At 74.6% G+C, this 11,982-nt stretch carries 11 protein-coding genes; 3 read left to right on the top strand and 8 right to left on the bottom strand.

Features of this window, described 5'->3' with window-relative positions:
• Positions 1–82: 82 nt before the first annotated feature.
• The 3 genes from VE546_RS01370 to VE546_RS01360 all read right to left on the bottom strand — a co-directional run bounded on the left by VE546_RS01370 (position 83) and on the right by VE546_RS01360 (position 4,361).
• The gene (locus VE546_RS01370; RefSeq protein WP_324916895.1) at positions 83–919 is read right to left on the bottom strand and encodes an alpha/beta hydrolase; all 837 of its coding nucleotides are present in this window, start codon (positions 917–919) and stop codon (positions 83–85) included.
• The gene (locus VE546_RS01365) at positions 916–3,291 is read right to left on the bottom strand and encodes a glycoside hydrolase family 95 protein (RefSeq protein WP_324916892.1); all 2,376 of its coding nucleotides are present in this window, start codon (positions 3,289–3,291) and stop codon (positions 916–918) included. Before VE546_RS01365 ends, VE546_RS01370 begins: the two co-directional genes overlap by 4 nt.
• Before the next feature lie 692 nt (positions 3,292–3,983).
• Entirely contained in the window at positions 3,984–4,361 is a 378-nt protein-coding gene (locus VE546_RS01360) for an ATP-binding protein (protein ID WP_324916984.1), read from the bottom strand.
• Between the two features lie 243 nt (positions 4,362–4,604).
• Here VE546_RS01360 and VE546_RS01355 point away from each other — a divergent pair, with 243 nt between their 5' ends.
• Genes VE546_RS01355 through VE546_RS01345 form a run of 3 tightly spaced genes read left to right on the top strand, consistent with a single transcriptional unit; the run spans position 4,605 to position 6,594 of the window.
• Positions 4,605–5,471 (top strand): helix-turn-helix transcriptional regulator, encoded by an 867-nt coding sequence (locus tag VE546_RS01355; protein WP_324916889.1) that lies wholly within the window; start codon positions 4,605–4,607, stop codon positions 5,469–5,471.
• A 4-nt stretch (positions 5,472–5,475) separates the two neighbouring features.
• Complete coding sequence (locus VE546_RS01350; RefSeq protein ID WP_324916887.1) at positions 5,476–5,733, top strand: DUF397 domain-containing protein; 258 nt, start codon at positions 5,476–5,478, stop codon at positions 5,731–5,733.
• A 39-nt stretch (positions 5,734–5,772) separates the two neighbouring features.
• Positions 5,773–6,594, top strand: a complete 822-nt coding sequence (locus VE546_RS01345) for an SAM-dependent methyltransferase (RefSeq protein ID WP_324916884.1) — start codon at positions 5,773–5,775, stop codon at positions 6,592–6,594.
• Here VE546_RS01345 and VE546_RS01340 read toward each other — a convergent pair.
• Genes VE546_RS01340 through VE546_RS01320 form a run of 5 tightly spaced genes read right to left on the bottom strand, consistent with a single transcriptional unit; the run spans position 6,567 to position 11,858 of the window.
• Positions 6,567–7,457 (bottom strand): STM4011 family radical SAM protein, encoded by an 891-nt coding sequence (locus tag VE546_RS01340; protein WP_324916881.1) that lies wholly within the window; start codon positions 7,455–7,457, stop codon positions 6,567–6,569. The genes VE546_RS01345 and VE546_RS01340 overlap by 28 nt on opposite strands.
• A gap of 11 nt (positions 7,458–7,468) precedes the next feature.
• A complete protein-coding gene (locus tag VE546_RS01335; RefSeq protein ID WP_324916878.1) occupies positions 7,469–8,854 on the bottom strand; it encodes an STM4012 family radical SAM protein in 1,386 nt (461 codons plus the stop codon).
• Positions 8,851–9,687, bottom strand: a complete 837-nt coding sequence (locus VE546_RS01330; protein WP_324916981.1) for an STM4013/SEN3800 family hydrolase — start codon at positions 9,685–9,687, stop codon at positions 8,851–8,853. Before VE546_RS01330 ends, VE546_RS01335 begins: the two co-directional genes overlap by 4 nt.
• A 58-nt stretch (positions 9,688–9,745) precedes the next feature.
• Positions 9,746–10,915: an STM4014 family protein gene (locus VE546_RS01325; protein ID WP_324916875.1), complete on the bottom strand. Its 1,170-nt coding sequence runs from the start codon at positions 10,913–10,915 to the stop codon at positions 9,746–9,748.
• A complete protein-coding gene (locus VE546_RS01320) occupies positions 10,896–11,858 on the bottom strand; it encodes an STM4015 family protein (protein WP_324916872.1) in 963 nt (320 codons plus the stop codon). Before VE546_RS01320 ends, VE546_RS01325 begins: the two co-directional genes overlap by 20 nt.
• Positions 11,859–11,982: the final 124 nt, after the last annotated feature.

The following is an 11,982-nucleotide window of genomic DNA, read 5'->3' as shown; positions in this document are numbered from 1 at the left end:
GACGGTCACGGGGATTGCGCACCGGGCGGGGCGGCGTCCGCCGTCCGCCGCCTGCGGTCCGTCGCCCGTCGCCCGCCGGTCGTCAGGCCGTCACCGCGCACCACTCCTCCAGCAGCGCGGCCAGCTCCCCGGGCCGCTCCTCGTGGGCGTAGTGGCCGCAGCCCTCCCACAGCTCCACCCGGGACAGCGGATGCCGGGGCAGCCGCCGCTCCCACGCCGCCGCCTCCGGCGAGGTGTGGACCGCCAGCACCGGGCAGCGGCGGCGGGACAGGTACCGGCGGGCCGCCGGGCGGAGCCCGAAGGCGTCCCCGCCCCGGTACATCCCCTCCCGGCAGCGGGCCAGCACCCCGGCGTCCGCGGCCGCCACCAGCCGCTCGTGGCGGGCTCGGACCTCCGGCGGCGTTCCCGGCCCGCACGCCGCGCGCACCACCCGCAGCGCCCACGCGTCCTCCGCGCGGCGCGGATTCCCCGGCTCCGCGCGCTCCTCCGGCTCCGCCCGCTCCGCCGCCGGCCGCCGCGGGACCGGTGCTCCGTGGGCGGCGCCGCCCCAGCCGGTGGCGACGGTCACCACCGACCGCACCAGGCGCGGGTGCTCCACGGCCAGGGCGCTGACGACATGGCCGCCCATGGAGTGCCCGACGGCGACCACCGGCCCGGCCCCCAGCCGCTCGACCAGCGCGGCCAGTTCCCGCGCCAGCGCGCGGGGAGCGTAGGGGTTCGGCGCGCCGGAGGGGGCGGGGACGGGCGGCGTACGGCCGTGGCCGGGCAGGTCCGGCACCAGGACGCGGTGGCGCGGTGCCAGGGCGGGCAGCAGCGCCGCCCAGTCGTCGCCGTCGCAGCCCCAGCCGTGCACCAGCAGCAGGGTGGGCGCCCCCTCGCCGACGTCCCCGAGGTACGGCGGCGGGTACGGCGCGCTCACGCCGGGTCCAGGAGGTAGACGCGGCCGGCAGCGGTGTCGAACTCCACCACCCCCGCCTCCGGCCGTACGGCCTCCACCGGCCGTCCGCCGCAGGAGACCCGGACCTCCCCGGCCGTCCGCACCCGCGCCCGGTGCCCGGCCCGGGAGGTCAGCTCCGCCCCGGCGAGCGCGCCGCCGCGCCAGGCGAGGGAGACCTCGAAGCCACCGCGCGCCAGCAGTCCCCGCACCGAGCCGTCGGGCAGCGCGGGCGGCAGGGCGGGCAGCAGGTGGAGGCCGTCCGCGTGGCTCTGCACCAGCCACTCGGCGATTCCGGCGGTGGCGCCGAAGTTGCCGTCGATCTGGAAGGGCGGGTGCAGGTCGAAGAGGTTGGGCGCGGTGCGCTCCGGGGTGAGCTGGTCGGTCAGCAGCTTGTGGGAGCGTGCGCCGTCCTCCAGCCGCGCCCAGAAGTTGATCTTCCAGGCGAGCGACCAGCCCGTGCCCGCGTCGCCCCGCAGCTCCAGGGTGGTGCGCGCGGCGTCGAAGAGCTCCGGGGCGCCGCGCCGGGTGATCCGGTTGCCCGGGTGGAGGGCGTACAGGTGGGAGACGTGCCGGTGGCCCGGCTCGGGGGCCTGCGCGTCCCAGTCCTCGCGCCACTCCTGGAGCTGGCCCAGCGCCCCGACGCGCATCGGGGCCAGCCGGTCGCGCGCCGCCCGCGCCTCCTCGGCCAACTCCTCGTCCAGTCCGAGGAGTTCGGCGCTCGCGGCGGTGGCGTCGAACAGGTCGCGCAGGATCTCGTTGTCCATGGTCGGCCCCGCGCACAGCGAGCCGCCGGGGCCTGGGTGGTGTGCGTTCTCCGGGGACAGCGACGGACAGGTGACCAGCTCCCCGGTGTCCGGGTCCTCCACCAGGGCGTCCAGGAAGAAGCGGGCCGCGCCCGCCAGGACCGGATACCGTCTGCGCAGCGCGTCGGTGTCCCGGGTGAAGCGGTGGTGTTCCCAGACCGACAGCGCCAGCCAGGCCCCGCCGGTGGGCCACATCCCCCAGAACGCGCCGTCCACGGGCGCGGTGCCGCGCCAGAGGTCGGTGTTGTGGTGGGCGACCCAGCCGCGCGCCCCGTAGCAGGACCGGGCGGTGCGGGCGCCGGCGGCCGACAGGTCGCCGAGGAGGTCGAAGAGCGGCTCCCAGCACTCCAGGAGGTTGGTGGGCGCGGCGGGCCAGTAGTTCATCTCCGTGTTGATGTTGATGGTGTACTTGCCGCCCCACGGCGGGTCGGTCAGGTCGTTCCACAGGCCCTGGAGGTTGGCGGGCTGGGTGCCGGGGCGGGAGCAGGCGATCAGCAGGTAGCGGCCGTAGGCGAAGTACAGCGCGACCAGGTGCGGGTCGTCGCCGCGCGCGAAGTCCGCCACCCGCTCGTCCGTCGGCAGCGCCGCGGCGGGCGTGGGCGGGATCTCCAGGCGGACGCGGTCGAACAGCGCGGCGTGGTCGGCGACGTGGCGGGCGCGCAGCTCGTCGTACGGGCGGACGGCGGCGGCCGTGAGGTGGCGGGCCGCGCGGGCGGCGGCCGCGTCCGGGGCGTCGTCCACGCCGCGCCAGTCGAGGTGGTTGGTGGCGGCCGAGACCAGCAGGGTGGCGGCGGTGGCGCCCTCGACCCGCAGCGTTCCGCCCGCGGAGCGCACCCGGCCGCCCTCGGCGACGGCCCGGACCAGGCAGCGGAAGCGCAGCGCGCCCGCGATGCCCTGGGCGTCGTCGCCGGTGCCGTCCAGCGCGATGTCCAGCGGGCCGGGGGAGGAGACGTGCGAGCGCAGCGGGCTGTCCAGGCCGGCGGCGAAGGACAGCGCACCCGGGGTGTCCACGGTCAGCCGGACCACGACGACCTGGTCCGGCGCGCTGGCGAACACCTCGCGGCGGTGGCGCACCCCGCCGCGCACGTACTCCACCGAGGCGACGGCGGTGGCGAGGTCGAGGCCGCGCCGGTAGCCGGGGACCTCCGTTGCGTCGCCCGCCTCGTCGCCCGTACCGTCGTCCGCCTCGTCGTCGGGGAAGGACAGCCGCAGGTCGCCGACCGTCTGGTACTGAAGCTGACGGACGGGGACGCCCATCAGGTCGCTGTCGATCAGGGTTTCGGCCTCGTCCCACCGCCGCTCGAAGACCAGGCGGCGCGCCTCGGGCAGGGCGGCCAGCGCGCGCGGATTGTCGTAGTCGTGCGGGCCGCCCGCCCACAGCGTGTCCTCGTTGAGCTGGAGCCGCTCGACGTCCGTGCCGCCGAACACCATGGCGCCCAGCCGGCCGTTGCCCACCGGCAGGGCCTGGAGCCACTCGTCGGCGGGGCGGGGGTACCACAGGTGCAGTCCGGCGTCGTCACCGGTGCGCTGGGGGTGGTGGTCCGTGCTCACGTGCGGCTCCAGAAGGGGGACGGGAACGGACGGCGCGGCTTGGCAAGCGCTTACCGTACACCTGTGGCGCGCCCTTGGCGCCGGTCGCGCGGGGACGGCGGAATCGGTGGGGGTCGGAAGGGCCCGGTCGTTCGTCGAACGGCGGCAACTCGCCGAGCCCTCGCCGAGTCCGGCGGAATTCTTCCTTCCGAAAACTGCCTCGATATCGGAATCGGCCGGGTCGGCCCGGCGGGCGAATTCCCCGCACCGTCCGCGCGGCGGCACGACGCGCGGTGCGACCTCGCCGTTCCGCCCCACGGCGACGGACGATCTCCGAGCTCCGGTGTGCGCGGGCCGTGACCACGGCGGCCGCGCGCTCCGCGCGGAGCCTTGTCACGGAGCCGGTGCCGGTGCGCACACCGGAGCGGAGGTCGCCCGCCTCGCCGGCCGGGGCGGACGCCGCGCCGGTGAGATCCGGCCACCGGCGGTGTGCGGGCCGGGCACCCGCTCGGCCGGGGCGATCGGTTCGCCACCGGACACGGCGGTCATGCGGTGAGGCCGCCCGGGCGCACGGGGAACGCGAAGAACACGGAGAACGCGAAGAACACGGAAAACGGGGAAAACACGGAAAACGGAGAGAACGCAGGGAACGCGGGGGTGCGGAAAAACGGGGCCACCCGGCCTCCCCCGCCCAAGGCCGGGTGACCCCGCGTCTATGGGACGGACCGCGCGCACCCCAGTTCCGCCCAGACCACGTGCCCCCTGCCGCCGCCGCCCGGCCGTACGCCCCACTCCTCGGCCAGGGCGCTGACCAGCATCAGTCCGCGGCCGCTCTCCCGCTCGTGGTCCGGGCCCGCGGAGCCGCCGGAGTGCCGGGCGCGCGGCCGGGCCGGGCCGCCGCCCCGGTCGGCGACCTCCAGGCGCAGCCGTATGCCCGTGACCCGCAGTTCGCAGTCGACCTTGTCGCTGTCGGTGTGCTTGACGGCGTTGGTGAAGAGTTCCGAGATGACCAGTTGGGCGTTGTCGCGCACCAGGGCCCCGATGTCCCACTCGGTCAGCCTGTCGATCACCCTCCTGCGGGCCTCGGCCACCGAGGTGCCGATGGCCGGGAGGTGAAAAGCGTCCCGCAGGCTCGGCTCGGCCGAGCTTCCGAGGCGTTCTAACGGGCGAACATCGGGAAAGGAAGCCACCACCCCAGTGTGGGGGCGTCGACAACATCTGGCAAGGATCAATCTGTTGTTTGCAGAAACGTGCATGCCATCCTGTCGGAATAAGCCGATGGCATGACAGACTGCCGCTGCGGAGCGGCAGTTGGCGGGTGGGAGGGGACGGAAGTGGCGGACTCCCGGGCGGGAGGCGCCCCGACGGTTCTGCGCGTGGTGCTCGGCAAGCGATTGCGGGACCTGCGCCAGAAGGCGGGGCTGACCTATGAGAAGGCCGGTGCGGCCCTCGACGTCACGCACGCCACGATCCGCAGGATGGAACGGGCCGAGGTGGGCCTGAAGGTCCCCTACGTCGAGAAGCTGCTGCGCACCTACGGCGTCACCGACCAGGCGGAGATCGACGGCTTCCTCGCCCTCACCCGCGAGGCGAACCGGCCCGGCTGGTGGCACCGCTACCGCGACGTGCTGCCCGAGTGGTTCAGCGCCTTCGTCAGCCTGGAGAGCGAGTCCCACGTCATCCGCGCCTATGAGCCGCACTACGTGCCCGGCCTCCTCCAGACGGAGGACTACGCCCGTGCCGTGCTGCGCGCGGGCAAACCGCACGCCTCCGACGAGGAGATCGACCGCGGCGTCGCCCTGCGGATGGAACGCCAGCGGCTGCTGGCCCGCGAGGAACCGCCGCTGCTGTGGGTGGTGATGGACGAGACCGTGCTGCGCAGGCCCATCGGCGGCCCCGGGATCATGCGCGAGCAGATCGGCCGCCTGATCGAGGCGTGCTCGATGCCGCGGGTGCGCCTGCAGGTCATGCCCTTCGCCGCCGGCCCGCACCCGGCGATGTACGGGCCCTTCCACATCTTCCGGTTCCCGATACCGGAACTGCCCGACGTCGCCTACAGCGAGAGCCTGGTGGGCGCCGTGTACTTCGACCAGCGCGACGACGTCTCGGCGTTCCAGGAGGCACTGGACCGGATGTGCGCACAGGCCGTGCCGGTACGGCGGACCGAGGCCGTTCTGGACGGCCTCCGCAAGGAGCTGTGAACGAATGGAACGAGCAAGTCGCGTCTACAACGGCATGCCGGCCGCCCAGTTGGGGAGCGAGGGCTGGCACAAGCCGTGGAGCGGCGGCAACGGGGGGAGCTGCGTGGAGGCCATGAGGCTGACGGACGGGAGGGTGGCCCTGCGCCAGTCCACCGACCCCGACGGTCCCGCCCTGATCTACGCCCACCACGCGATCGTGAGGTTCATCCAGGGCGTGAAGGCCGGGGAGGCCGACTTCCTGCTCGCCCGGGAGCCCGTGTAGGAGCGTGCAGGAGGTCGCAGGACCGTGACGGAGGACGGCATGACCAACCAGTCCCACCTGGGCTTCGCGCCCGAACAGATCGACACCGGCAGGCCGCACCCGGCCCGCATGTACGACTACTACCTGGGGGGAAGCGACAACTACGAGGTGGACCGGGAGGCCGCCGAGCGCCTCATCGAGATCGCCCCGGACGTGCGGGCGAGCGCCCGCGCCAACCGGGACTTCCTCGGACGCGCGGTGCGGACGGTGGTGCGGGAGCACGGCATCCGCCAGATCATCGACATCGGCACCGGCATCCCCACCTCGCCCAACACCCACGAACTGGCCCGGTCCGTGGCCCCGGACGTCCGCGTGGCGTACGTGGACAACGACCCCATCGTCTCCGCCCACGCGGACGCCAAGCTCACCGGCGCGGGCAACGCGGAGTTCGTCCTCGCCGACGTCCGCGAACCCGAGGCCGTCCTGGAGCACCCGGCCGTGCGGGAGCTGATCGACTTCGACCGGCCGGTGGCCCTCCTGCTGGTCGCCGTCCTGCACTTCATCACCGACGAGGAGGACCCCGCCGGGATCGTCGCCACCCTCGGCGGCGCCCTGCCCGCCGGGAGCTGCCTCGTCCTCACCCACGGCACCCCCGACTTCCACGACCGCCGGCTGGTGGAGGAGGGGACGGCGGTCTACAAGAAGGCCACCGCCCAGGTGACCATGCGCAGCCACGCCCGCATCCTGCCCTTCTTCGACGGCTACGACCTCCTCGACCCCGGGCTGGTGCAACTGCCGCTGTGGCGGCCGGACGGCCCGCCGCCCGGGCCCGAGGAGCTGCGCCGCGTCGCGCTCTACGGCGGGGTGGGCGTCAAGCGCTGAACCGGGCGCAGCTCCCGGACCGGCGCCGCCGGTATCCGCTCCAGGACACCGCCCGCGAAGACGTCGTACAGCGGCAGCGACTCCAGGTGCACGTAGCCGATGTGGCAGTCGCAGACCGCCAGCGGGCAGGGCCTCGGGCGCAGGGCCGCGCGCCAGGAGCCGTCGTAGAGGTTGCCGAGCGGCTCCGGGACGAAGTGGCAGCGCCGCACCGTGCCCTCGCCGTCCACCGAGACGACGGACTCGCCCGTGCGGCAGGGGAGTCCGGCGCTGCGGTGGGGGTGGCGGCTGTACGGGAAGAGGGGGTCGATCGCCGTCCAGCGGTCGGCCTCCTCGTCCGTGTAGGTGCGGCCCTCGGCGGCGTTCACCCACAGGTAGACGTGCTCCGGCAGGTCGGCGCGGAGCCGGAGCGCGTGGGGCAGGTGCTCGGGCAGGCCGACGATCCCGACGCTGTGGCGCACTCCCCGGCCGGCCAGGTCACGGCACTTGGCGAGGAACCGGTCGTAGGGCGTCTGGTCCGGGTGGTAGGTGCACCACAGCGCCAGGGTGGACAGGTCGGCGGTCTCCAGCCAGTCGGTGCGGCAGCTCAGATTGGTCTGGATCGCCACCCGGCGCACGTGCGGCAGACGGCTCAGCTCGGCCAGGGTGCGCCGGTACCAGGACCGGACCAGGCCCTCGCCCCACGGGGTGAACAGCACCGACAGCCGGTCCCCGCGCTGCGCGGCCACCCAGCCGGCGAAGCGCTCCAGCGCCCGGCGGTCGGCCCGCAGCTCCTCCCGGGAGTCGCGGCGCTTGGCGAACGGGCAGTACGGGCAGTCGTAGTCGCACGAGGCCAGCGGCCCGCGGTAGAGCAGGGTCAGTTCCACGCCCGCCCCCGCTACCTGAGGTCGTACGCGGCCATGGCGGCGCGCACGGCCGGGGAGAACAGCGCGGGGCCGACCGCGTCGGAGTGGGCCAGGCCCTCCGCGGACAGCCGCAGCCGTCCGGGCGCGGCGTCCTCGTCCAGCCAGCCCCGGCCGGCGAACGCGGCCAGTTCGGCGGGGAAGTGCTCGGCCGGCGGCGCGCCGAACCGGGCCGCGTAGCCGGCCACCTCCATCCCCTCGGCCTGGAGCAGCGACTGCAGCAGGTGCCTGCGGCGGGCCTCGTCGTCGTCCATCCACCGGCCGACCTCGGCGTGGGCGAAGGAAGCCGCGGGCCGGGAGACGTAGTCGTCGACGATGGCGCGGATCCGGCGCATGTCCACGGCGTAGTCGAAGGAGTAGTGCAGGGCGGAGGTGTAGGAGCGGGCGCCGCAGCCCAGCCCCACCATGCCGTCGGTCTGGCAGGCGTGGTCGGCGGACGCGGCGTCCGGCGCCCCGGCCCGGCGGAACATCCGCATCGACACCTGCTCGTAGCCGTGGGCGAGCAGGTGGTCGCGGCCGTGGCGGTAGAGGGCCAGGCGCTGCTCGTCCCACGCCGGGTCGGGGCCCGGGGACGTGCGCCCCAGGCCGGTCAGCGGCCGGACGTAGAGCGGGTAGAGGTACAGCTCCTCCGGTTCCCAGGCGAGGGCCGCGTCCAGCGACCGCCGCCAGGTGGCGGCGGTCTGCCCCTCGATGCCGTAGATCAGGTCGATGTTGAGCACCGGTATGCCGCTGTCGCGGATGCGGGCGAGCGCGGCCTCGACGTCCGAACGCCGCTGGGGGCGCACCGCGGCGCGCGCCTCGGCGTCGACGAAGCTCTGCACGCCGATGCTCAGCCGGGTGGTGCCGCGCTCGGCGAGAACGGCCAGCCGGTCGGCGGTGGCGGTCGACGGGGAGGTCTCCACCGACAGCGGCACCGCGCGCAGGTCCGCGCCCATGCGCTCCTCGGCGATGTCGCACAGCCGCTCCAGTTCGGCGGCGGTCAGGAAGGTGGGGGTGCCGCCGCCGAAGGCCGCGGCGGCGAACCGGGCGCCCCCGCCCAGCGCCTCGCGCACCGGCCCGGCCTGGCGCTCCAGCGCGTCGAGGTAGGCGCCGGTCAGCCCGTCGGGCGCGCCGACGCGGGTGAAGAGGTTGCAGAAGCCGCAGCGCACCTCGCAGAAGGGCACGTGCAGGTACAGCGAGAGCGCATCGGTCTTCTCACCGGACCACAGCGTGCGCAGCGCGGGCCGCTCCGGGAGCCTGCGGTAGGCCGTCTTGTGCGGATAGGCGTACACATAGCTCTGGTACGGGCTCTGGTACGGACTCCGGGCCCCGTCCGGGGCCGGCCCGGCGGGGTCGGCGGCAGGGCTGGTCGCTGTGGTCATGGCCTCTCACGGGGGGTTGTGCGGGGTGTCCGGCGGGAGTCGAGGACGAAGTGGGCGTACGGCACCGTCCAGACGACCTCGTGGCCGATCCGGTGGCCGGTGTGGCCGTCCTCGCCGTAGGCCGTGCCGTGGTCGGAGCAGACCACGGCGAAGCACGGGCGACGGCTGCTCGCGGCGGCGAACAGGCGCCCGATGTGCCGGTCGACGTAGCGGAGCGCCGCGGCGTGGGTGGCGCGGGAGTCCCCCGCCTCGGCCGTGGCGCCCGGCAGGTGGAACCAGTTGGGCTGGTGCAGCGCCGAGACGTTGACGAACAGGAACAGGCGCTTCTCGGCGGGGAGCGCGGCCACCACCTCCTCCGCGCGGGCGACCTGCGCCTCGAAGGAGGTGGGGGAGGCGACGCCGAACTCCGGCTCCCAGTGGCTCTCGGCGAACAGCCCGGGCAGCACCGAGCCGAGCGCGCCGCGCTTGTTGAAGAACCCCACGCCGCCGATGCACACCGTGTGGTACCCGGCCCGCGCCAGCCCGGTCACCAGGTCCGGCGCGTCGAACACCCAGGTGCTCCCGGCGGTGGTCTCGCTGCCCTCGAAACGCGCCGCGAACAGCCGCGGATGCCGTCCCGGGGTGACGGGAGTGGGCAGGAATCCGGCGAAGAACGCCTGGTGGGCGGCGTAGGTGAAACTGCCGGGGGAATGGCGCTTCTCCCAGCGCCCGCCCGGCAGGTGCCGCGCCAGGTTGGGAATGCCGCCCTCGGCCGCCAGCTCCTCGGCCACGTCGTGGCGCAGGGTGTCGAGGGTGACCAGCAGCAGGTCGTGGCTGCCCACGATCCGGTTCATGTCCGGCACGGCGGTGCCGCCCGGGCGCGGCCCGGCGTCCGCGTGCGGTCCGGCGGGCTCAGGCCGCGGCACGGCGGACCTCCTCCCGCGGTACGGCTCCCCGCAGCACGGCACCGACCTGGGCCGCGTAGGTGTCCTGTCCCTCGGCCCGGCCGCCGGGCAGTCCGGACAGCCCGGGCAGCAGGTCGCCGAAGGCGTTCACCTCGCCGACCGCGAACCGCCGCCAGCCGATGGCGGGCAGCAGGTCCACGCCGACGCACAGGGTGCCGGGGAAGCAGGCCGCGGCCCGCTCGCAGATCCCCAGCACCTCCGCCCAGGGCACCCCGGCCGCCTCCGCCGCGGCGCGCGCCAGGGCGAGGTCGCCGCGGGCACCGCCCAGGTGGAGGTTGGTCATGGGGGAGCGGCTGGTGCGCACCAGGGCGTGGGTGGCCTCCCCGGCCACGACGACCACGCGCAGGTCCGCCGTCCTGCCGTTCTGGGATGCCTTGGGCAGCCAGCGCTCGATGTGCAGGCCGTCCGGCGCCAAGGCGTCCACCACGTCGGCGATCTCCCGCTCGCTCTCGTAGCGCCGCACCCGCAGGGAGTTGAACAGGCGGCCATCCGCGGTCCGTTCCACGGAGGTGACCGCGCGCCACCGGCCGCCTCCCGCCGACTCCACGGCCAGGACCCCGGAGGCCGAGGAGGCGTGGGCGAGCTTGACGAAGACCCGGCGCATCCCCGCGTCGCGCAGCACCGCGCGCACGTCCTCCCAGCAGGTCACCGGCGCGGCGCCGGGGCCGGAGGTCGGGGAGGGCGGCACCGGGACGCCCGCCTCGCGCAGCACCCCGTGACACAGCCGTTTGTCGAAGAGCACCGCCAGGTCCTCCGGGGCGTCCAGCAGCGCGGCGCCGGCCGACCGGGCCGCGCGGGCCACGCCGCGCACGGCCGCGGTGAACCGCTCGTACCAGCGGGCCGTGCCCTCCACCCGCGTCGGGTCCTCGACCCCGCGCAGCAGCCGCTCGACCGCCGCGTCCTCGCCGGGCGAGTCGATCCGCACGGTCTCGCCCGGAGCGAACCGCGCGCCGCCGGCGAGCACCCCGGCCCAGGGCAGCACCCGGGGCGCCGGCAGGCCCGCGCCGGTGACGGCCGCCGCGAACAGCGCGACCCGGCGGTTGCCGGGGTTGCCGACGACGGCGAACCACGGGACGGGATCGCCCGGGCGGCCCGGGCTACTCGGAGACCGCGACATAGCGCCACGTCTCGCCGTTGTACTCGTGCGGCTTCTCCTGGTCGGAGAGGTCCACGTCGACCCCGGCGCCGCCCAGCTCCTCGCGCAGCCGCTCCATCACGGCGTCGCTCAGGAAGTGGTGGCTCAGGTCGAGTTGCTGGAGGTGGGTGAGGGGCTGCCCGCTCAGCAGCGCCTCGGCGCCGGCGTCGGTGAGGGTGCCCATGGACAGGTCCAGCGTGTGCAGCCGCGCCACCACCGGGGCGCCCGCGACGGCCGCGGCGATCTCGTCCTGCAGTTCGCTGTTCTTCAGCCCCAGGCTGCGCAGCGCGGGGAAACGGTCCCCGGAGAGGAACGGCGCCAGGTCCTCCAGCGTGGCGTCACCACCGTAATCACTGACACCCAGCCACAGTTCGAGCTGCTTCAGCGCGGGCAGCTCGCTCGCGGCGACCGCGCGCACCACCGCGGCCGGCAGTCCGCCCGCCTCGAACGCCAGGGTCTCCAAGTGCTCGTGGCGGAGGGGCCGGAACACCAGCCCGGTACCGCCGCGCACCCCGAACTCGCGCAGCCGCGGGTAGGCCTCCAGGACCGGGGTGACGTCGGACTGCATGATCCAGGAGATCTCCGCCTCCTCCATCACCACATCGCCGATGAAGACCGCCTCCAGCGCCGGGAACCGGTCGGCGTCCGAGACGAGCTGTTCGACGACGGATCCCGAATCGTCTTCGGAGGGTTCGCCCCACGAACCGATGATCAGCGCCCGGACGGCCGTGGTGTCCACGGTCTCCAGGAAGCTCTGCCAGAGGGACGAGAAACCCCCGGGAAACGGGTCGGAGTAAATGCTGTAGGCGACGCGCCAGGCCACGGAGTCGGCCGCGGGCAGGGCACCCTCCTCGCCGGGCTCCGGCGGGACGAAGTCGTGGGCGGGCAGGGCGTGCAGTTCCGACAGATGCCCGTGGATGGTCATGGGGCGCTTCTCCTGACTCTGGTCGCGAGGTGCGGATCTTTCTACCAACCGCCACTGACAACGCCGTGTGCGGGCCCGGTTCTGAGGCGTTGTCAGACCCCTGCCCTAGCGTTTCCGATCACCG

It is taken from the genome of Streptomyces sp. (genome assembly GCF_035644915.1).
In the GTDB taxonomy this organism is placed as follows: domain Bacteria; phylum Actinomycetota; class Actinomycetes; order Streptomycetales; family Streptomycetaceae; genus Streptomyces.
This window is presented reverse-complemented; position numbering and strand designations above follow the sequence as displayed.

Excerpts from the sequence above, each read along its gene's own strand:
- VE546_RS01345 (WP_324916884.1), top strand. The coding sequence starts at position 5,773 with ATGACCAACCAGTCCCACCTGGGCTTCGCGCCCGAACAGATCGACACC.
- VE546_RS01320 (WP_324916872.1), bottom strand. The coding sequence starts at position 11,858 with ATGACCATCCACGGGCATCTGTCGGAACTGCACGCCCTGCCCGCCCAC.
- VE546_RS01350 (WP_324916887.1), top strand. The coding sequence starts at position 5,476 with ATGGAACGAGCAAGTCGCGTCTACAACGGCATGCCGGCCGCCCAGTTG.
- VE546_RS01330 (WP_324916981.1), bottom strand. The coding sequence starts at position 9,687 with ATGAACCGGATCGTGGGCAGCCACGACCTGCTGCTGGTCACCCTCGAC.
- VE546_RS01335 (WP_324916878.1), bottom strand. The coding sequence starts at position 8,854 with ATGACCACAGCGACCAGCCCTGCCGCCGACCCCGCCGGGCCGGCCCCG.
- VE546_RS01325 (WP_324916875.1), bottom strand. The coding sequence starts at position 10,915 with ATGTCGCGGTCTCCGAGTAGCCCGGGCCGCCCGGGCGATCCCGTCCCG.